This is a genomic window from Aeromonas sp. 604176 (genome assembly GCF_049170755.1).
Classification (GTDB): Bacteria; Pseudomonadota; Gammaproteobacteria; order Enterobacterales; family Aeromonadaceae; genus Aeromonas; species Aeromonas veronii_A.
This window is the reverse complement of sequence record NZ_JAAKNE010000078.1, coordinates 1-21,058: the sequence shown is the minus strand read 5'-3', so window position 1 is coordinate 21,058 and position 21,058 is coordinate 1. Positions and strand designations below refer to the sequence as shown.

At 60.4% G+C, this 21,058-nt stretch carries 16 protein-coding genes and 1 riboswitch; of the genes, 10 read left to right on the top strand and 6 right to left on the bottom strand.

Annotated elements, in window-relative coordinates; genetic code table 11:
* Positions 1-546: LysR substrate-binding domain-containing protein (locus G5358_RS14215; RefSeq protein ID WP_421324288.1), on the top strand; the 546-nt coding region annotated here is incomplete at its 5' end.
* A 58-nt stretch (positions 547-604) separates the two neighbouring features.
* On the opposite strand, the gene gbpA is transcribed toward G5358_RS14215, so the two are convergent.
* Both gbpA and G5358_RS14205 read right to left on the bottom strand, forming a co-directional pair.
* Positions 605-2,026, bottom strand: a complete 1,422-nt coding sequence (gene gbpA, locus G5358_RS14210) for an N-acetylglucosamine-binding protein GbpA (protein WP_421324287.1) — start codon at positions 2,024-2,026, stop codon at positions 605-607.
* A 65-nt stretch (positions 2,027-2,091) separates the two neighbouring features.
* A riboswitch (cyclic di-GMP riboswitch) is annotated at positions 2,092-2,177 on the bottom strand.
* A gap of 265 nt (positions 2,178-2,442) precedes the next feature.
* Positions 2,443-4,125 carry a methyl-accepting chemotaxis protein gene (locus tag G5358_RS14205; protein ID WP_421324286.1) on the bottom strand — a complete coding sequence of 561 codons (1,683 nt, stop codon included), beginning with the start codon at positions 4,123-4,125 and terminating at the stop codon, positions 2,443-2,445.
* Positions 4,126-4,398: 273 nt separating this feature from the next.
* Here G5358_RS14205 and G5358_RS14200 point away from each other — a divergent pair, with 273 nt between their 5' ends.
* From G5358_RS14200 to G5358_RS14185, 4 genes are all read left to right on the top strand, one after another.
* Positions 4,399-6,243, top strand: coding sequence for a M3 family metallopeptidase (locus G5358_RS14200; RefSeq protein WP_216952125.1), 1,845 nt, complete (start codon positions 4,399-4,401; stop codon positions 6,241-6,243).
* A 621-nt stretch (positions 6,244-6,864) separates the two neighbouring features.
* On the top strand, positions 6,865-8,208 hold the full coding sequence (locus G5358_RS14195; RefSeq protein WP_216952124.1) for a diguanylate cyclase domain-containing protein: 1,344 nt from the start codon (positions 6,865-6,867) through the stop codon (positions 8,206-8,208).
* Positions 8,201-9,541 (top strand): glycosyltransferase family 2 protein, encoded by a 1,341-nt coding sequence (locus G5358_RS14190; protein WP_421324285.1) that lies wholly within the window; start codon positions 8,201-8,203, stop codon positions 9,539-9,541. Before G5358_RS14195 ends, G5358_RS14190 begins: the two co-directional genes overlap by 8 nt.
* Positions 9,541-10,590: an HlyD family secretion protein gene (locus G5358_RS14185; RefSeq protein WP_216952122.1), complete on the top strand. Its 1,050-nt coding sequence runs from the start codon at positions 9,541-9,543 to the stop codon at positions 10,588-10,590. Before G5358_RS14190 ends, G5358_RS14185 begins: the two co-directional genes overlap by 1 nt.
* 99 nt (positions 10,591-10,689) lie before the next feature.
* Here G5358_RS14185 and G5358_RS14180 read toward each other — a convergent pair whose 3' ends face one another.
* Positions 10,690-11,127: a hypothetical protein gene (locus tag G5358_RS14180; protein ID WP_421236094.1), complete on the bottom strand. Its 438-nt coding sequence runs from the start codon at positions 11,125-11,127 to the stop codon at positions 10,690-10,692.
* Positions 11,128-11,227: 100 nt separating this feature from the next.
* Between G5358_RS14180 and G5358_RS14175 the strand changes: the two genes are divergently transcribed.
* Positions 11,228-12,526 carry a ferric reductase-like transmembrane domain-containing protein gene (locus G5358_RS14175; protein WP_421324284.1) on the top strand — a complete coding sequence of 433 codons (1,299 nt, stop codon included), beginning with the start codon at positions 11,228-11,230 and terminating at the stop codon, positions 12,524-12,526.
* Positions 12,527-12,532: 6 nt separating this feature from the next.
* Here the strand turns inward: G5358_RS14175 and G5358_RS14170 are convergent, their stop codons facing one another.
* Positions 12,533-15,712: a S41 family peptidase gene (locus G5358_RS14170; RefSeq protein WP_421324283.1), complete on the bottom strand. Its 3,180-nt coding sequence runs from the start codon at positions 15,710-15,712 to the stop codon at positions 12,533-12,535.
* Positions 15,713-15,993: 281 nt separating this feature from the next.
* Between G5358_RS14170 and G5358_RS14165 the strand changes: the two genes are divergently transcribed.
* From G5358_RS14165 to G5358_RS14150, 4 genes are all read left to right on the top strand, one after another.
* Positions 15,994-16,473: a L,D-transpeptidase family protein gene (locus tag G5358_RS14165; protein ID WP_227341454.1), complete on the top strand. Its 480-nt coding sequence runs from the start codon at positions 15,994-15,996 to the stop codon at positions 16,471-16,473.
* A 164-nt stretch (positions 16,474-16,637) separates the two neighbouring features.
* Positions 16,638-18,164, top strand: a complete 1,527-nt coding sequence (locus tag G5358_RS14160) for a YjjI family glycine radical enzyme (RefSeq protein WP_270905182.1) — start codon at positions 16,638-16,640, stop codon at positions 18,162-18,164.
* 10 nt (positions 18,165-18,174) lie between these two features.
* Complete coding sequence (locus G5358_RS14155) at positions 18,175-19,059, top strand: YjjW family glycine radical enzyme activase (protein ID WP_421324282.1); 885 nt, start codon at positions 18,175-18,177, stop codon at positions 19,057-19,059.
* A 124-nt stretch (positions 19,060-19,183) separates the two neighbouring features.
* Positions 19,184-19,507, top strand: a complete 324-nt coding sequence (locus G5358_RS14150; RefSeq protein ID WP_216952118.1) for a DUF1820 family protein — start codon at positions 19,184-19,186, stop codon at positions 19,505-19,507.
* A 63-nt stretch (positions 19,508-19,570) separates the two neighbouring features.
* Here the strand turns inward: G5358_RS14150 and G5358_RS14145 are convergent, their stop codons facing one another.
* Positions 19,571-20,503 (bottom strand): LysR family transcriptional regulator, encoded by a 933-nt coding sequence (locus tag G5358_RS14145; RefSeq protein WP_216952117.1) that lies wholly within the window; start codon positions 20,501-20,503, stop codon positions 19,571-19,573.
* A gap of 66 nt (positions 20,504-20,569) precedes the next feature.
* Positions 20,570-21,058, bottom strand: a 489-nt coding sequence (locus G5358_RS14140) for an aminotransferase class I/II-fold pyridoxal phosphate-dependent enzyme (protein WP_421324281.1), incomplete at its 5' end; no start/stop codon positions are given.

Sequence of the window (21,058 nt, the reverse complement as noted above, 5' to 3'; positions counted from 1 at the left end):
GTGCGGCTGGTGCAGACCGGCGAGGTGGATATCGGCATCAGCAGCGAGCAGCTCGACAAGAGCGAAGGGGTGGTGGCATTTCCCTACTACCGCTGGCACCACAATATCGTGGTGCCCGAGCAACATCCGCTGGCAGGCGAGCGGGATCTGACGCTGGCGGCGCTGGCCAACTGGCCCATCGTCACCTATCAAGCCGGGTTGACCGGGCGGGTGCGGGTGGATGAAGCCTTTGCTGCGGTTGGCATTGAACCGCAGATCCTGCTGACGGCGCAGGACTCCGATGTCATCAAGACCTATGTCGAGCTGGAGATGGGGGTCGGCATACTGGCCGACATGGCGTTCGACGCCCAGCGCGATCAGGGGCTGGTGCAGCTCGACGGCAGCCATCTGTTTGCCCCTCACACCGCCTGGATTGGCCTCAAGCAGGGGCAGTTCCAGCACAACTTTGCCTGGCAGTTTATCCAGCTCTGCAACCCCGAGCTGGCGCTGGCGGATATTCAGGCCCGCGCCATGGGCAGCGAACCCGCCCTCGACTTCCAGATTTGAATCGGAAGAGACGACAGAAGGGGAGCCAATGGCTCCCCTTCTGCTATCCGGTGGCGAGTTACTTCACTTCATCCCACGCCATCTGCCAGTGGGAGCCGATGCCCGGCTCGTACTGGGTGGCTGTGGTGGTCCACTGCTGGCAGTAGCCGCTGTAGGGGAAGGGCTTGCACTGATAGACCTTGCCATTTTTCGGCTGCTGCACCTTGGTGCCGGCGGCATAGGATTTGAGCGAGTTCGGGAAGACGAAGTCGTATTCGCCGCTGCTCTGCTCCTTGAACATCAGATCCATGGTCTGCTGAATGGTCTCGCCGCCCGTTTTCGGGGTGGCCTTGATCACCAGCTGGTGGTGACCGGCCTTGAGCCCTTCCAGCGCCATGGTGAAGGTGTGGCTGCTGTCCTTGATGTCAGCGCTGCTTTCACCCTTGGCGACGCCGCCGTGGTCATAGAGGGTGTTGGTGACGGCCAGATCGCCCTGTGCGGTGACGGTGAAATCGAGGGTTGCCTTGCCGTTGTCCAGCACATAGTCGCTGGCCAGACCGCTGACGCTGATGCTGTCCACTACCGGCGGCTGCAGCTGTTGCAGATCAATCTCGACTCGATCCAGTTTGCTGTCTCGATGCAGATAGACGGGGTTCATGCCGTAGATCGGATTGAACTGGCCATCGGCTCCTTGCTGACCGGCGCGGATCAGGCTCTGCTCGGCGTTGAGCTTGCCGGCGAGGGCATGGGCCCAGTTTTTCTTCTGGCCCTGCTCGGCATTGGTGATGGTCAGCACGGTCTGCAGATCGGGGCGCTCGCCGTTGGCATCGAATACCCGGGTCATCGCCTTGTCACCCACCGCGAGGTCGATGGAGGGGTAGATGGTGCCGGCCTGGCTCCACTCCAGCGGCGGCTGGCTACCATCTTTGAACTTGGCATCGATGATGTTGTAGAAGCTGTTGCTGGTGTCGCCCACTTCCCACACGCCGAGGATCACCTGATAACCGGTGCGCTCCGGCAGGACACAGTTATGGGTCACCTGCTTGGGCGGCTGCACCATGTTGCCGTCGATGACGCAGAAGGGGGTCAGGTCGAACGAGTCGCGAGTGAGCGGTTGATTGGGGTTCCAGTCCTGCTTGGTGAGGTAGTAGCGCCAGTTGCGGGTGACGTGGTTGGCGGTGAAGGTCCAGCTGATGGCGAAGGGGCCGGGCTGTATTTCACGCTTGGTCCAGCGGTCGCTGGTCTGGATGTTCAGCTCGCTCCAGCGCGGGCTGCCCGCCGAGGCGATTTGACCATCCTGCGGGCCGGTTTGCGGGAAGCCTGATGGCCCCTCCACGCTCTGGGGTTCCCACTGTACGCCGCCACACTGGCTGTTGCCGCCGGTTTTGCACAGGTAGTTGCGGCTCTCGGGCTGGCTGATGTAGCCATGAGCCAGGGCGCTGCCGCTGGCCAGCAGGGCCAGCACCGCCGCGATGTGATTGAGTTGGATTTTTGCTGCCATACATTCCTCTGTTCGATAGATGTGGGCAGTCAGTTGGCCAGGGAGTTCCCCGATGCACACTTGCGTGTGGCAACCCCGCTATCCTGGACAAAACGTCTGTAGACCGGAGGCTTTGCGTCCCGACCTTTCGGTCAGTTTGCCAAATGACTAGATGGTTAGTGATGGGCCAAATGTTCGGCCATCAGCATTGTGCACCGCATTGATTAATTATTTGAAGTTGAATGTTTAAATGCATAATCCGGTGGCACAAAAAACGTTCTAACTGGCTGTTTTTAAATTGTTCTCTTGTTTATGAATGGCGTCGAATGCCGTTGAATATGCCGATAAGATGCATGCTTGCTGCGCGTTTTTCGGCTTAAAAAAACCTGCCAGCCGAGCTGGCAGGTCGAGTGACAAGGCGACACGGATTGACGCCATCAATGGCGGGCGCGCTGCTCGCTATTGGAGTGATGTAGAGTTGGCATCATAGGAGTCTTGCTGGACTCCTTGCCCAGTTTGAACACCGCAAGCCGCTCATCCAGGCTGCGGGAGAGACCGGCCAGCAGTTCGCTCTCCTGCGCCAGTTGCGAGGCGGACTGGGACATCTCGAGCGCCGAGTCGTTGATGCCGCTGACGTTGCGATTCATATCCTCGGCCACCATGCTCTGCTGTTCGGCGGCGGTAGCGATCTGGGTCGCCATGTCGCTTACATGCTGGATATGGTTGACGATCAGGGTGAGATCCTGCCCCGCCTGCTGGGATTGGTTGACGCTGCTCTCTGCCAGTTTGCGGCTGGTATCCATGGCGTTGGCGGCGGTGACGGCCCGTTGCTGCAGCTGGGCAATGGTACTCTGGATCTCTTCGGTGGATTGGCGAGTGCGGCTGGCCAGCTGGCGCACTTCATCGGCGACTACGGCAAAGCCACGCCCCTGCTCGCCAGCACGGGCGGCCTCTATGGCGGCGTTGAGAGCCAGCAGATTGGTCTGATCCGAGATGGAGCTGATGACGGCGGTCACTTCACCGATCTGCATGACCCCCTCTTTGAGCTGGTTGACCTGCAGGGTGGCCTGCTCCACCTCGGTAGCCAGCGCCTTGATGCCGTGCACACTGGCGTGAACGTCACGGTTGCCGAGGCCAGCTTCTCCGGTCGCTTCCTGGGTATCCCGCGCGGTATTTTCGGCATGCCCGGCCACATCGGAGATGGTGGCGCTCATCTCATTCATGGCTGTGGCGAGCTGGGCCAGCTGATCCCGCTGGCTGCTCACCGCCTGATTGGTTTGCTCGGCGGAGGCGGCGATGCGCAGGGCTGCATCGGCCACGTTGCGGGCACCCAGACTGGCCTCCAGCAGGGCGTGACGAATGGCATCGAGACTCTGATTGGTACAGCGGGCGACCATGCCCAGCTCATCCTTGCCATGTACCGGGATGCTCACCACCAGATCCCCCTGGGCGACCCGTTGCATGGCGTTGTTGATCTGGTTGAGGGGGGAGACGATGGAGCGGGTGATGCGCCAGCCCAGCAGCCCCATCAGCAGGGTCACAATGGCGGTGGCGCTACCCATCTTCATGTACTGGGCCCAGATGGTCTGCTGGATATCTTGCAGCAGCATGCCGGAACCGAGGATCCAGCCCCAGGGTTGATAGCCTGACACCATGGAGAGCTTGTCAGCAGTTTCGCCCGATGGGCCGCTCCAGACATATTGCAGGGTGCCCTGTTTGCCTCCCTTGGCAATATCGACCATCTGCAGCCAGAACTGCCCGGCGGTGGCACCTGTTCCTTCCCCCATGGTCTGGCCGACCAGCTCCGGCCGGATGGGGTGCACCAGCATCTGGCGGTTCTCATTGATCACGAACAGATAGTTGTTGTCGTCAAAGCGCATATTGGTCAGCAGCTTGCGTGCCTCTTGCTGCGCCTGCTCCATAGGCAGGGTGCTGGCCAGAAACTGGATCTGGCTCATGGCCTGGCTTAATACCGCATTGAGCCGCGCCTCTCGCTCACTCATCAGATTGCGCTGGAGCGCGTTGGCCGAGATGAACAGCAGCGAGACAAAACCGACAAACGCCAACGTGAGCAGCAAAAACAATTTGCGGCTCACGGTGATATCACCGAGCTTGAACATGACGAAACCCTCATTCCCTGTTGATTTTCTATGGCTCGTTACTGCGGCAGCCAATTGCTTGATGTAACAACTTATTTACTATTAACCAGTGGTCGCGCGCCCTTAAATGAGCGTTTTGACAACAGTATAGCCAGCAGACAGCACTCCCCATTTTTTGGTAGCGTGTTCAGGCGCATCCCTGCGCAATTTTTGCCAAAGAGTGTGAATCATTTGGCATTTCACTAAAAAAGGAGTGGGCCCCGCTGCGGGTGACCCCATAACAAGAGGGAATTTATGAGTTCCATTGCCAGGAATTACTTCAACCAGCTCAACGCCGACTATCTGCAGGTACACAGGCGCAAGGAGGATCTCTTCTGGTCCACCTATATGGGCACCAGCGACGATCAGGCCGGTTTTACCGCGGCCGAGCAGGCCTACAAGGCTTTTTGCGCCAATCCGGCCCGTCTGCCCGAATTGCGGGAGATGCTGGCGCAGGCCGACGAGGATGATATCAAGCGCGGTCTGCAAGGCTGGATCGCCTTCTTCGAGTGCAATGTGATTGAAGATCCCGCCGCTGCCGCCCTGATGGATGAGCTGGTGGCTGCCGAGGCGGCGCTGTTCGCCCGCCGCAAGGGGCTGAAACTGACCCTGCTGGATGAGCATGGCCAGCAGGTGGCTGGTAGCCTACCCGCCGCCAGTACCTCCCTTGCCGCCAGCCCGAGCGAGGCGGTGCGCCAGAGCGCGCTCGCCATGTTCCACACCCTGGAGCAGTGGGTGGTCGGCAATGGTTTTCTCGAGGTGGTGGCGCTGCGCAACCGCTTTGCCAGAGCCATGGGCTATCGCGACTACTTCGATTACAAGGTGCGCAAGAACGAGCAGATGAGCCCGGAGCAGTTGTTCTCCATTCTCGACGACTTCATTTCCCGCACCGACGCCCGGCTGCAGCAAAGCCTTGCCGAGCTGAAAGCGGCCAAGGGGGAGGCGGCCCTGATGCCCCATAACCTGCGCTACGCCATCAGTGGTGATGTAACCCGCCAGCTCGATCCTTATGTGCCCTTCTCGCGGGCGCTGAAGGATTGGGTCGAGAGCTTCCGTCGTCTCGGCATCCAGTATCGCGGGGCGACCCTCACCCTGGACTTGCTGACCCGGGAGGGGAAATACGAGAACGGCTTCTGCCACGGCCCGGTGCCGAGCTTCTTCCAGCAGGGGGAGTGGATACCTGCGGTGGTCAATTTCACCAGCCTGGCCGATCCGGCGCAGGTGGGCAGCGGCTGGAGCGGGCTCAACACCCTGTTCCACGAGGGGGGCCACGCCGCGCATTTTGCCAATGTCACCGGCAATGCCCCCTGCTTCTCACAGGAGTTTCCGCCCACCTCTATGGCTTATGCCGAGACCCAGTCGATGTTCTGCGACAGCCTGCTGGACGATGCCGACTGGCTCAAACGCTACGCCAGAAATGCGGCAGGAGAGGCGATCCCCGATGCGCTTATCAAGGAGATGATCGCCGCCCGTCAGCCGTTTCGCGCTTTTAACGAACGTCAGATCGCGCTGGTGGCCTACTTCGAGCGGGATCTCTACGCCATGGATGAGGCTGAACGTACTCCCGAGGCTGTGCTGGCGCTGGCCCGCAAGTGGGAGCGCAAGATCCTCGGTGTCGAGAGCCCGCGCCCGCTGCTGGCCATTCCGCACCTCCTTAATCAGGAGTCGGCCTGCGCCTATCACGGCTACCTGCTGGCGCTGATGGCGGTGGAGCAGACCCGCGCTTACTTCCTCAAGCGCGATGGCTACCTCACCGACAACCCGCGCATCGGGCCGGATCTGGCCGCCCACTACTGGGGGCCGGGCAACGGCATGACTCATGATGAGACCCTGCGCAGCCTGACTGGTGAAGGCTTCAGTGCCGTGCCTCTGGCCGAGGCGTGCAACCTGAGCGCCGCTGAGGCGTGGCAACAGGCGCAAGCCTGCATGGCCGCAGCCCAGCAGCGCCCCGCGGCTGGCGAGGGAAGCCCGCTCGATGCCCATATCCGGGTGGTCCACGGCGCCGAGCTTATCGCCGACAACAACGAGTCGGAAACCCGCATGCTGGCCGACTTCGAGGCGTGGATCGTCAACCATTACCAACCGGTTTCAGCCGAATAATCCGCACAGCTCCCGGTGATCAGGCCGGGAGCTGTGCTTTTCATGGTTATTCGTTGTCGTAACCGTGGCAGACGCTGCCATATTATTGGCAGGTGCGCGACATAGTTTGTCGCCTTGCCGATTGGGTCCGCATTTTGCCATCAGATATGTATTCATATGAACATGAATAGGAATTGCAGGCTGCAAGATAGTAGATTCACTGAGTTACGCTCTTTTGTCTTTTCTGTTAATAGTGCTTTTTGTAGTCATCTTTGTGCATAAAGATTGATCCATTCAACTATCTGCTAGTTATTCTCATCTTTCCGGGTTGACTAAATTGTCCACAACTGCAAAATCGCCCACCTTGCCACCCCCGATGTGAGTCGGGCTCGGAAAGCTTCAGATCTCTTCCCCCCGAGATGGCTGAGCCGCACATGAAAATGGCGTCAGCTCTCAACTCTTTCTGCGCGTTCGCCTGCTTCATGCTATCCGTCGATAACGTTGACACTGCTGTTGTGCTGTCCGTGCAGGGCAATGCGCATCTCGCGACATTGCCTGAGTCTGCCGATGCATGACAACAGGCGGGTCCGTTTTATTGGCTTGGTATCTATTTGTCAGTGAATGGAAAGAGGTTATTTCCCCATGATGAGCACGAGTGAACACCCCGGTCAGATTGCGCTGCTGGGAGGCTCGGTGGATCGTGTTGCCTTGCCACTTCTCGATCTGTCCTGCTGGGATCCATTGCAGCAGCCGGTATTACTGCTCAACCTGCCTGCAGATGAGCAGGACAGGGTATTGCAGGCTGTGCGGCGTGACCCGATACGCTATTTGCAGCCGGTATTTTGTGTTGTAAAGAGCCCGCTCTCTCCCATGTTGGCCGACGGTCTCCTGACACAGCTGGATGAACGGGCCTCTGACATGCTTGAACGGTTGGCGTTGTTGACCCCTCGAGAGCATCCGGATGACATGGAAAAGCTGGCTTGGTACAGCTGGCCTCGCTCCCATTTTCGCTTGTTGCCACGTTGGCAGGCTGGTTGCCGTCAGGGGTACAGCTATCCCCTGCTGGATTGCCTGCTGGGCAGCGAAGCAGGGGATGCCCTCCCGCAGCTGGTTGCAGAGCGTTTATTGCAGAGTGAGCAGCTGGTGGACCGGGTACGTCTTTGTCACAGTTGCAACTCGGCACATCTCAATTTTGTCGATGTGTGTCCCGAATGCGCTCATATCGCCATCCAGGCCAAGCCAGCTGTGCACTGCTTCACCTGCGGGCACGTGGATGATCAGGATGCATTCATGCGACAGGGTGTGCTGCGTTGTCCCAAGTGCGTCACGACTCTGCGTCACATCGGTGTTGACTATGACAGGCCCCTTGAGAAATTCCGTTGTTTGTCATGCCATGCCCGTTTTATGGAGGCTGCCGTCCAGGCGCGTTGCCATGAATGTGGCCAGGCGCACAAACCCGATGATCTGGTGGTTGCGCCCATCTATGAATATCGCATCGGCAAGCTGGCCCGCCACATCGCACGGGAAGGAACTCAACAACTGCATCTGCCGTTGACCTGGGGTACCCCTATGGCCATGGAGCACTTCCCCTGGTTGCTGCAATGGAACAACAGCTTGCTGCAACGCCATGGTGGCTGCCATACCTTGCTGGCTATTCGGGTTGAGCATCTGGCTGAGTTGCGGGCCGAGTTGGGCATGCTAAAGACTCAGCAGCGACTGGCCGCTCTGCTCAACCGTTTGCAAGCTCTATTCCGTGATACCGATGTCGTTTGCCAGTATGCCGATGACCGATTGTTATTGCTGTTGCCGCATACGGATGCCGACGACTGGCGCATTCTGCAGGAGCGCATTCAGGCATTGAATCTCATCGAGGGACTGGATGCTCTGACGCTGGCGGTGAAAGTACAACCTTTGCCCGCCCTGTTGGGCGACGATACAGCGGTATGGCTCGGCCAGTGGCTGGATGGAGATAGCCCGGATGCATGAGTGGATGAATACGGTGCACTACATCCTGATAGAGATACTGGGTAGCCTCCAGTTTTCTCCCCGGATGATTCTGTTGCTGTTGCCCATGTTGCTGTTGATGGAGGTGCCACTGATGGCGCTGACGTTGACCGGGATCCTGAAATGGTATGCGCGCCAGGTTCCCAGGGCATCTGAACTGCCGCGCGCTCGGCGCTGTCCCAAAGTGTCTTGCATCATCACCTGTTATGGGGAAGGTGAGGCGATCCGCTCCACCATATTGACGCTCAAGGAACAGCTTTATCGCGGTCAAATGGAAATCATTGCTGTGATTGATGGCGCCAAGGCCAACGCGCATACCTATCAGGCTGCGCTCAATTGTGTTCGTGAATTCGAGGGGTGCGAGAACAGAAGTTTGGTCCTGCTACCGAAATGGCAGAGGGGAGGCCGGGTCTCCACTCTCAATGCCGGTCTCTCCGCTGCGACTGGCGAGATAGTGATGAACGCGGACGGAGATACCTCCTTTGACAACAACATGATCGATGAGATCGTGGCTTGTTTCGATGATCCTGATGTGCCTGCTGTGGGAGGGGCATTAAGGGTGCGAAATCTGAACGATGGCGTACTGACCCGGATGCAGAGCATTGAGTACATGATCTCCATGCAGGGGGGCAAGACGGGACTGAGCGAGTGGAACCTCATCAACAATATCTCGGGAGCCTTCGGTGCGTTTCGTCGTGATTTTTTGTGCCAGATTGGTGGGTGGGATACCCATACCGCAGAAGATCTGGATCTGACAGTCCGTATTAAGCATTACCTCAAACGCCATCCGGCTTTAAAGATAGGGTTCGCCCCTCGTGCCATCGGTCACACCGATGCGCCCGCAGACGTGATCACGCTTGCCAAGCAGCGTTTACGCTGGGATGGAGATCTGCTGTTTCTCTATCTGCGCAAGCACAAGCTCTCCCTGACGCCGCGTATTCTGGGCTGGAAGACCTTTTTGTTTACCTTGATCTACGGGGTGGCGCAAAACGTGGTGCTGCCCCTGCTGGTCATGGGTTATAGCTGGTGGTTGGTGCTTAGCTATCCGGGGCAGTTTGTCGCTGCGTTGATGATCTGTCTCTATCTGGTTTACCTGTTTCTTACCCTGGTTAATTTCGCCGTGTTTTTGCTGGCTATATCTGAACGCCCGAAGGCAGATCTACGTCTGCTGCCATGGTTGTGTCTTTACCCGGTGTACACCTTGCTGATGCGCTTGTGGTGCGCCATCGCACTGTTGAATGAGATGTTCCGGCGCGGTCATGAAGAGAGCAGCATGGCCCCCTGGTGGGTATTAAAACGAGGAAATAAATTCTGATGAAAGTCACATTCAATCCCCCCAAGAAGCAGGATGCCACGTCGGATGAAGGGATCCGGGTATTGTATGCCCCCGCCAAGCGTGTCGCCTTCAAGGCTCGCTGGTATCTCATCCTGTTACTGGCATTCAGTCCCGTTATTATTCTGCTGTGGTATCTGGGGCGCGAGTGGTGGCTGACCCAGGCGCCAGCCATCATTACCACCGAGCCGCAACTGGTTGTTGCCAATGGGGATGGCTTTATTCGACACATCTACACAGCTCCCGGCCAGGGGGTGTCACAAGGCGATGCCCTGATGCAGTTCGAATCTCCAACCCTCAAGGCCAACATGGCGGAACGAAAAGCGCGCAGAGCGGCCATCGAATTGAGCAAGGCTGAGGCTGAACAGGCTATCTTGCGCAATCTGGACGAACAGATTGGTATTGCCGAACGGGGGAGCCGGGAGCAGGAGGTCATCTATCAGGAGTATGCCGGTTATAAAAAAGAGAAGCTGGTATCCAGTGCAGAGTACGCAACGGCCCTGCTGAATTGGACTCAGTCACGCATAGCTCTGCAGAAGGCAAGGGCAGAGAAGATAGCGCAGGAACTGCAAATCAGTGAGGACCAACTGACCGGACCGCTAGCCAGTGCTCGTCACTTGCTCGATCAGGAGCTGACCGAGATGGAAGCGATGGCGTACCATCAACAGCCAAGAGCTCCGGCGACTGGCAAGGTTTCAGATGTGCTGGTACAGGAGGGGGACTGGGTATTCTCGGGGGCTCCTCTGGCACTTATCTCGAAGCGAGAAGACCCGCTGGTGATAGCCTATGTGCAGCCCAAATATCTCTCTTCAATGGCTCCTGGACACAAGGCTGTCGTCAAGCTGCCCAGCGGGGAGCGTCTGGCTGCCAGGGTCGCCAGACAGGTCGAGCTGGCGGACAAGTTGCCGGCTCAGTTAGCCGCTCCGTTTGAAGGGGAGAAAGCAACCCTCAAGGTCGCACTCTCGCTGGATGAAAAATTACCCCCGAACCTGCAAGTGGAAGGGTTGCCGGTGACCGTGTTGTTTGATTGACGTCTATGGCGTTGTGATCCTGAATCGCAACGCCTTCTTTTGGGTTTCGGCCATAAAAGGTGGCTGGTGTATGGAAGCCCGCGATTGCCTCTCCCTTTTTCATTCATCAATGACTTTATTTCCGCAATGCTCGCAGATGGCATGTCGTTCAAAGCGATCCATGTTGGCCAGAAAGGGGCCGGCGGCCCAGCCGGTAATGAAGTCTTTGATAAATGCAGTGCGCTTTTGCTCTGGTTTCACCTCTTTTCCATAGGATTTGTCGACCAGCACTACGACATGGTTGGTCTCGCACTGACAACTCGGGCAGACGCGTTGTTCGGTGGATGAAAGCAAGGGGGACTCCTTGTCCGGAAGAGTGGGCAGCAGGTTGTTCGCCGCAGATATATACCGTCCCCATTTGATCCCTTTTTCTGGCAGGTCGTCAATCACGGCAGAGGTGGATTGTGCGCCATCTCCTGTGAAGAGGGGCGAGCCAACAAGGGTGACCAGAGGGGCCGATAGTCCCCTCTGCTGTTGCCGTTTGTCACACATTGCCACACAAGCTTCCCCCTCTGGCAAAGTCTTGTGACCGGACGGGGTTGTAATGGAGCCATGAGCAGGGGTGAGGCCCTGCCGCGATGGAACCAGGGAGCATGTTATGACGGGTAAACGGGTGTGGTGGCTGTTGCCGCTGCTGGCGGTCGGGGTCTGGTGGCTCGGTTATGCGGGGGATGCCAACGGGGTGTGGCCCTGGCGCCATGAGATGTTGCTGCTGACGGGCCTGCTGGGGATGGCCTATATGGCCATTTCGCTTTTGCTGGCGTTGCGCCTGCCGCAGTTGGAGGCGTGGTTTGGCGGTCTGGATCGGATGTTACGATTGCACCGTCAGACGGCCATCGGCGGTGCATTGGCACTGACCGCTCACTGGCTGCTGGTGGAGGTGCCCAAGTGGGCAGTCTCGGCGGGTTGGCTGAGCCGCCCCGCCCGGCGTGGGGCCAGTGCTGCCGCAGCTGGTGCTGGCGCCGGCAATGGCATCTCGCTCCATGCCCTTGGCAATACCCTGGGGGAGTGGAGTTTCTATCTGCTGATCGCACTGGTGGTGGTGAGCTTGCTGGCGCTGGTGAGTTATGGCCGTTTTCGGCTGATCCACCGACTGGCGCCGCTCATCTATCTGGCGGGTTGGGGGCACGGGCTCTGCCTGCTGCCTCAGGTGGGAGCCATGACGCCGGTTGGGGTAGCGATCTGGTTGATCGGCGGGATCGGCGCTATCGGGGCCCTCTACTCCCTGCTGGGGCAAGTGGGGGCGCGCAAGCGCCATCCCGGCCGGGTCGTTGCGGTGCGGGCGCTGGCGGATCACACCTGCGAGCTGAGCATGCAGCTGGAGAGGCCGCTCGCCCATTACCGCCCGGGTCAGTTTGCCTTTTTCGAATTTGACGCCAAAGAGGGGCCGCACCCCTTTACCCTGGTGCGGGTGTCGGCGGATCGGCGCCAGCTGGTGATCGCGGTACGGGCGCTCGGGGATCATACCCGTCAGCTGGTGGCAGAGGCTCGCGTCGGGGATGGGGTGGTGGTGACCGGCCCCTATGGCGCCTTTGTCGCCCCGCAAGGGGGAGGCCGAGCCCTCTGGCTGGGGGCCGGGATAGGTATCACGCCGTTCGTCGCCTGGCTGGAGGGGCTGGCTGCCCGTGGCGAGCGGGGCGAGGGGATCACCCTGATCCAGTGTGCGCCGGATCTGGCGGGGGCCGTTTACCATCGGCGGTTGGCGGAGCTCTGTCATCGTACCGGCGTGCGCTATCAGTTGCATCTGGACAAGGCGGCCGGGCGACTGGATCTGGCTCGCATCGCGCAGGATGCGCCTGAGCAGGTGTGGTTTTGCGGGCCGGAGGGGATGGCAGATGCCCTGACCCGGCTGTTGCCGGACGGGCATCTGCATCGCGAGCTGTTTCGCTTTCGTTGAGCGCAGTTATTTGGTGCTGGCTGGCAACTGCTTGAGGGCGGCCTGTACTGCCGCCTCCAGTTGCGGGTCGCGCCCGGCCACCATGTCGGCGGGAGTGAGGGGCACCTGCAGATCCGGGATCAGCTCCTGATTCTCGTAGAAGGCGCCGTCCGGTTTGCGCAGCCCCAGGGTCGGAATGCCGTAGGAGAGCCCCGGGATCAGCCGGGAGTCGTGACTGTAGACCATAGTGCCGGTGCCGGGCACCGGATCGCCGACGATGGGGCCGACCTTGAGGGTGCGGTAGTACTCGGGGAAGGCGGAGCCTTCCGAGTAGCTGCCAGCGTTCACCAGCACCACCGAAGGCTTGGTCCACTGGCGAGTGGCGGCGTCGGTTTCACCCTTGCCCTGACGGGGCCAACTGCTGGCCATCCCCTTGGCGCTGCCGCTGCCGGTCAGAAACTCCACCAGGGTATTGGCGAGATAGCCACCGCTGTTGAAGCGGACATCGACGATCAGCGCCTCGCGATTGCGCTGTCTGCCGAGGGCATCCGCCACCACTGCATCGTAGACTTCGCTATTCATTGCTGGCAGATAGACATAGCCGACCCGTCCTCCGCTCAGCCTGGCCACCAGCTCCCGCCGTTTATCAATCCAGCGATCCTGTTGCAGCTGGTACTCCTGCTGCTTGTCGATGGCGGTGAGCACCACCTCGTCAGTTTGCTTGTTGCCCTCCTGCTGGAAGGTGAGGGCAAGCCGGGCGCCAGCCTGATGGTTGAGGGCCCGATCCTGCTCGGCCAGATTGGCAATCGGGATGCCATTGATGGCGAGCAGGCGGGCGCCCGAGGAGATATCGCTCTCCTGATCCAGCGGGCCGCCAGAGAGCAGGGCGGTGAGCATCACCCCTTGCTCGCCATCCTGCCAGTAGGCGCCCAGGCTGGCGGTCTCGTCCGCCATGCGCGGGAAGGGGGCGGGGCCGCTGCCCCAGGTGTGGGAGACATTGAGCTCGCCAGCCAGCTCCGCCAGCAGGTTGCCAAAGTCCCGCGGGTTGCCGATGCCCGGCAGCAGGCGGCGGTAAGCGGCGACATAGCTCTCCCAATCTACCCCGTTCATATCGTCCAGATAGAACTCGTCCCGGGTGAGCCGGGCGATCTGATCGAAGGCGGCGGTCATGCGTTCCTGCCAGCGGCTGGTGGGCTGCAAGGCGAAGGGGGCGCTGGTGGCTTCGCCGGAGTCGAGGTGGATCCGGGTGATCTCACCATCCCGCACCAGGGTAGCCAGGGTGCCCTGCTGGTTGAGGCTTGCCAGCGCAGGGCCGGGCTGCTCGCCAAACAGTTCGCTGGTTTTGCCCTTGCGCAGATCCTGGCTGTAGCCCTTGATCTCGCTCTCGCTGTTGACCCCCATCTCCTCCACCAGATAGATCAGCTGGTCGCCGATGATGCGGCTGGCGAGCAGGGTGCCGGTGGGTTGCAGCAGCAGTGCTTCGCGATGGTTGAGACGATCGCTCTCAAAGCCGTATCCCCCTTTCGGCGGCTCCAGTTCGGCAATGGCATCGGCTCTGGCGGCGCGGCTGCTGTAAATGCCGAGCAGGTTGGTGACGAGGGGTTCGCCATCGGGCCCCAGTGCGCCAAACCGGGTCGATTGCCAGTAGAGAATGGCGCCATCCTGACTCCAGCCCGGTTGTCCATCCTGATAGCCGTTGAGGCTGACATTGACCGGTTTGGCCTTGGGATTGGCCGTATCGATCACCGCGATCTCCTGCTCTGCCGCATCGGGGCGGAAAGTGAGCGCCAGATGGCGTGAGTCGGGGGCAAAGGCGAGATGTACCTCGTGGCGCGACGGGTTGAAGCTGGCAGGCACCAGCTCCCGCTGCTTGTTGCTCGCCAGATCCAGCAGGTGGATGGCCTGGCCATCCACCACGAATGCGAGCTGTTTGCCATCGGGGGAGAGCACCGGACGGCTGATCCCCTTGTCGGGAATCGCCAGCAGCAGACTCTCGGTCAAAGTGCCGGGATCGCTGAACAGCAGATCAGGGTCCCCCTTGCGCAGGCGATAGAGGGCGGCGTGCCCCTGCTGCTCCGACAGATAGATGAGGGCGCGGCCCTGCTCGGCGAAGAGAGGGCTGGATTGCTCGCTCGGATCTCGGGTCAGCTGACGCACCCGCTCCCGCTCGGGGTCGACGGCAAACAGGTTGCCCTCGCTCACCAGGATCAGCTCATCCGCCTCTTCGCTGACCAGCGCTTCGTCTGCCAGGGTCAGGGCCTCGCTCGCCTCATCCGGCGTGCTTGCCACTTGCGGGGTGAGGGTCAGCTTGCGTGGCTCGCTGCTACCGGCATCGAGGCGATAGAGTTCACCGAGCCATGACCAGACCAGATCGCCATTGCGAGAGGCGCTGAGCCCCCGCACCGGATGGCCCTGATAGTGGGTCAGCTGTTGCTCCTTGCCGCTGGCGAGATCCCGGCGCCAGACGTTGAAATCGCCGCTGCGCTCGCTCAGGTAAAAGAGGGTATCTCCCTTGTCGCTCCAGACCGGATCGGTGGCCGCCACCCGATCTTCGGTCAGCTGCTTGTGCTGCTTGCCATCAAACAGCCAGAGACGGGGTACCGCGAACGAGTGCTGATGCTTGCGAAAGGGTTGATCCGCCGCGGGCATCTGATAGGCGATCCGCTCCCCGTGGGGGCGGGCGAGGGTCGCAGGCAGCGGCAGATCGGCCTGCAAGGTGCCGCCGGTGATCGGGGTCCAGTAGAGCTCGCCCCATTGGTAGCCTTCCGCGACAAAATGGTCGGCATCGGGCGCGCCCAGGCGCTGGCTGCTCAGCAGCAGTCGTTTGCCATCGGTGCTGAAGGCTTGCGGCAGATCGGTGCGCGAATCGCGAGTGAGGCGCACCATCTCGCCGCCGTTGGCGGGTACCACGAACACATCTTCGTTGCCGTAGAGATTGGTGGCAAAGGCGAGTTGTTTGCCATCCGGCGACCAGATTGGCCGCTGGCTCAGGTAGTCGCTGCCGGTGAGCGCCGTGGCGGGGCCACCCTCGGCACTGGCGACAAAAATGCGCCCCTGCCAGGTGAAGGCAAGCTGCTTGCCATCGGGGGAGAGGGCTGGCTCGCGCAGCCAGAGTGCATCGGCGGCGACACTGGCAGGTAGCCAGAGCAGTGCGCTGACCAGCAGCAGGCGGGTCAGCGAAGAGTTCGGCAAGAAGTGCAGAGGCATGATGTCATCCTGAATCAGGTTCAATTGTTACATATTTACCGATCTGCGGCATCATGGCTAGCCAGAAAATGTAACCTATGTTTTTGTTTTTATTGTCAATTAGTCATGTTTGTGCAGGTCGTTCATGGACCATTCACCGTTCGCAGCCAAGATATGTTTTATTGGGTCTATTGAGTATTGATGGCGATCCAATATCATGGCGCTCGCTCGCCAACGGGCGAGCCTATTCAGATGATGTGACAACCATAAAAAGCCCTGCCAGAGGCTTGTCGAGGGATGGAATGAGAGCCGTATTGTTGTGTGTGCTGGGGCTGTGGCCCGCGCTGAGTTTTGCCTTTACCGAAAAAGCCGATTTGGTGGTGGTCAAGAAGTCTACCTACAGCCTCACCCTGATGAAGGATGGCAAGGAACTGAAGCGCTACTGGGTTGCACTGGGCCCGGCGCCCAAGGGGCACAAGCAGCGGGAAGGGGATCAACGTACCCCGGAGGGGCGCTACACCCTGGATTACAAGAAGAGCAACTCCGGCTTTTATAAAGCGATACATATCAACTACCCGAATCTGGACGATATCAAGCGCGCCAATGAGTTGGGGGTGAACCCGGGTGGCATGATCATGATCCATGGTCAGCTTAACCGGATGGGTAACCGTCGGGTACAGCCCTCCAACTGGACCAACGGTTGTATTGCGGTACTTAACCACGAGATGGATGAGCTCTGGAATGCCATTGACCCGGGTACGCCCATCATCATCGAGCCCTGATCCGCACAACGGGGGCCTTGTCGGCAGACAAGGCCCCCGTTCTGTTCTGGTTGTGATCCCCTTTAACGGATGTCTTTTTGAGACATTCGCATTGTTGTGAATGTCACTTCAAAAAAAGCCTGCAAATGGTGAGGATATGTGCTCTGTCCGTGAAGGAGTGTCCCATGTCTTTGACCGAAACCTGTCAGCGCATCGTGCGCGATCCCCATCTCTCCGCTGCTCAGAAGAGCCACGCACTGGCGCTGGCCGCCGAGAATGCGTTGCCCTACCCCGACCTGCCTGCCGCAGTCGCCGAGGCGATGGAGCAGGGATTTATCTGCGACATGTTCGAAGGGCATGCCCCCTACAAGCCGCGTTATGTGCTGCCGGACTATGAAAAATTCCTGACTCAGGGCTCTGCCTGGCTGGAGCTGACGGCGCCGCAGGATTTCGACGAGGCGCTCAACGCCCTGCGCATCCTCTATCACCATGTCCCCTCCGTCACCGGCATGCCGGTCTGGCTGGGACGGCTCGACCATCTGCTGTTGCCGTTTGTCGGCGAACTGGATGACGAGAGCCTCTATCGCAAGCTGAAGGGGTTCTGGGTCTATCTGGATCGGGTGCTGCCGGACGCCTTCATGCACGTCAACATCGGGCCTGATGACAACCGCATCTGCCGCCTGATCCTGCGCATCGACAACGAGCTCAAGCAGGTGGCGCCGAACCTCACCTTCTTCCACGATCCGGAGCAGACCCCGGACAGCCTGCTGCTGCAGGCGGTGAAGAACATCGCCGAGTGCAGCAAGCCGCACATCGCCAACTACCCGATCCATCGCGATACCTTTGACCAGCGTGGTTTTGGCATCGTCAGCTGTTACAACGCCTTGCCGCAGGCTGGTGGCGCCAATACCCTGGTGCGCATCTCCCTCAAGCGGGTCGCCGAGCAGTGCCAGGGGATCGATGACTTCCTCGGCTGCCTGCTGCCCCACTACTGCCGTCTGGCCTCCCAGCTGATCGAAGCGCGGGCCGCTTTCTTGCATCAGGAGTCCGGCTTCTTCAACAGCTTCCTGGTGAAAGAGGGGCTGCTGGATGAGGATCGTTTCGTCCCCATGTTCGGCATCTACGGCATGGCGGAAGCGGTCAATATCCTGATGGATAAAGAGAATCTGCCGGATCGTTATGGTCACGGCGAGGAGGCGAACCAGCTTGGCTATCGCATCTCGGCCCAGCTCTCGGAATATGTCACTGCGACGCCGCAAACCCATGCCTGGGGTGGTCGCGCCCTGCTGCACTCGCAAGGTGGCCTCAGCATCGATGTGGCAGTCACCCCCGGGGTGCGCATCCCCTACGGGCAGGAGCCGGATCCGGCCAGCCATGTGCTGGCGCTGGCGCCGCACCACACTTATTACCATTCGGGGATCAGCGAGATCCTCACGCTGGATCCCACCATCCGCCAGAACCCGCAGGCACTGCTGCAGCTCTGCAAGGGAGCGCTCGCTATCGGTATGCGCGAGTTCACCGCCAACGTGGCCGACAGCGATCTGGTGCGGGTGACCGGCTACATGATCCGCAAGAGCGACGTGGCTCGCTTCGCAGAGGAGGGATCGCGCTTGCAGACCACCTGTCTCGGTGCCGAGGCGAGTGAAGTGACCGCCATTCGTCAGCGGGCTCCGCGGGTAGTCGCCCACGAATCGACCATCGGCGAGTATTGAGTTCGCACCGATGGCTGATGTCTTGCCAACACGCAGCGCTCTGGTGAGCAGGGTGCTGCCGTTCTCCTGTGTCGACGGGCCGGGCAACCGGCTGGTGCTGTTTCTGCAGGGCTGCAACTTTCGCTGCCCCGGCTGCCACAACCCTCACACCATCGGGCTGTGCGACGATTGTGGCGACTGCCTTGCGGTCTGTCCGAGCGGCGCCCTATCCATGAGCGAAGGCAAGGTTCATTGGCAGGCGATGCTCTGTACCGACTGCGACGCCTGTCTGGAGGCCTGCCCGCGCAGCGCCAACCCCAAGACGGCCACCATGACGGTGGCCGACGTGCTGGCTCTACTGCGACGCTACGGCCCCTTGCTGACCGGCATTACCGTCTCCGGTGGTGAGGCGACCACCCAGCTCCCCTTTGTGGTTGCGCTGTTTGCTGCCATCAAGGGCGCGCCGGATCTGACCCAGCTCACTTGCCTGCTCGACAGCAACGGTTCTCTGGCCGAAACCGGCTGGCAGCGGCTGCTGCCGGTGCTCGACGGCGCCATGCTCGATCTCAAGGGCTGGCGCGACTCGGTCCATCACACCCTGACCGGCTATGGCCGCGAGCGGGTGCTGGGGTCGCTGCAACTACTGGCACGCCACGGCAAGCTGACCGAACTGCGGCTGCTCCATGTGCCGGGCAAAAGCGATTTTCTGGATGCGAGTGGTGAGCTGGACGTGGATCTCGCCGCCTTCTTGCAGCAGCTTGGGCCTGTGCCCATTCGCCTCAACGGTTTTCGCCACCACGGGGTGCGGGGGGAGGCGGCGCAATGGCCAGAGGCGACCCGCAGCGAGCTGGAGTGGCTGGCGAGTCGGTTGCGTGCTGCGGGAGTGGGGGCGGTGACCTTGCCACCGCTGATCTAAAGAGGTCTGATCGATTCCCTTGCTGTGTAGTAAAAGCACACAACTGTGACTTCTGTCTATTGGAGGGGGCCTTGGGGCTCGTTATGATATTGCCCATCCGTCCCTCCTCCATCACAGATAAATCATGAGTGAAAGCAAGGCGTTATATCGGGTTCAGTTTATTTGCCACAACGAGCGCTACGAGGTCTATGTGCGCCAGGTGAATCAGGGCCAACTGTTCGGTTTTATCGAGATCGCCGATTTTGTCTGGGACAACCACACGGCGCTTATCGTCGATCCCAGCCATGAAAAGCTCAAGAGCGAATTTGCCGATGTGCGTCACACCCTTATCCCCATGCATCAGGTGTTGCGCATCGATCAGGTGAAAAAGCAGGGGGCTGCCCGCATTACGGATCTGGGTAGCAATGTCGCCTCTTTCCCCAGTCCCATTTATACCAAACGTCCCTGATCCCTCATTGCCATGGATGTTTCGCCGTGGCGAAACATCCATCTCTTCTCGCTGTCACCTGGCTCAGGGCTCGACCAGCTCGCGACCCAGTTGCAGGATCCGCTGGCGGAACCAGTGGCGGGCCGAGCCATCACCGGCCGGGCCATACCAGACCAGACTGTGACTCACCTTGCCGTAATCGAACGGTGCCGGACGCAGCTCCAGATCCGGCTGGCTGGCGATGCATGCCGCCCAGCCACCGATGGCGGTGAGGATCAGATCGGTCTGGGGCAGCAGGGCCGCCGCGCTGGCAAAATCGGGCAGGGTGGCGCCAATCTGGCGACGCACCTGTTGCTGGGCAAGGCTCTGCTCGAAGAAGGGGTTGGCCAGCTCCTGATCCCGGATGGCGATATGGCGCCAGCTCAGGTAGGCATCGAGATCCCAGGGCTTGGCCAGCGCCGGGTGGTCTTTGCGTAGCAGACAGACCAGTTTCTCTTCCCGCAGGGTCTCCCACACCAGCCCGGGCTGGCGCGGTAACGGCTGGCTCTGGTCATGGGGCAGGATCACGAAGTCGAGTTTGCCCGCTGCCAGCGCCTCCAGCCCCTGCTCATCCTTGTTCCAGATCTCCGGCACCATGCCCGGCACTTCTTTCATCAGCTGACCCAGAATGGGGCCCACCGGCCAGGTCATCACGCTCTCGCGCAATCCCAGCCGCAAGCAGCCCTGCCACTGCTGGGGGTTGAAGGCATTCTGGCGAGTGAGGCCGTTCAGCTCCCCCAACAACCGGTGCAGGGTGGGAGCCAGTCGCTCGGCCATGGGGGTGAGCAGCAGCTGGTTGCCCTGGCGGTAGAGCAGTTGATCCCCCAGCAGACCCCGCAGCTGGTTGAGGGTCTTGCTAACGGTGGAAGGCGTGGTGCAGAGCCGCTCGGCGGTGCGGGTGACGCTCTGGTTGTCGAGCAGCAGATGCAGGGTGACCAGATGGCGACCTCCCAGCCGAGAGAGTGCGATCAGATCCATAAGTACTCCACAAGCGAAGGGAAGAGACAAGACAAGAAAGCCCCGCCAAAGCGGGGCTAGTGCGGATTAGCCCTTGAGCACCGCGGCCATGGCGTCGGCTACGTAGTCGACGTTGCGACTGTTGAGGCCCGCCACGCACATGCGACCGGATCGCACCAGATAGACGGCGAACTCCTCGCGCAGCCTGTCCACCTGCTCCGGGGTGAAGCCGGTGTAGCTGAACATGCCGCGCTGGTTGATGAAGTAGCTGAAGTCGCGGCCCGGCACCTTGGCGCTCAGCACCTCGAACAGCTTCTGGCGCATGGCCTTGATGCGGGTGCGCATCTCGGTCACTTCGTCGACCCACATGGCGTGCAGCTCGGGCTGGCTCATCACCGCCGCGGTGATCTGGCCACCGTGGGTGGGCGGGCTGGAGTAGTTGCGACGCACGGTGGCCTTCATCTGACCCAGTACGCGGCTGGCTTCTTCGGCATCCTTGCAGATGACCGACAGGCCGCCGCACCGCTCGCCGTAGAAGGAGAGGTTCTTGGAAAAGGAGTTGCTGACGAAGAAGCT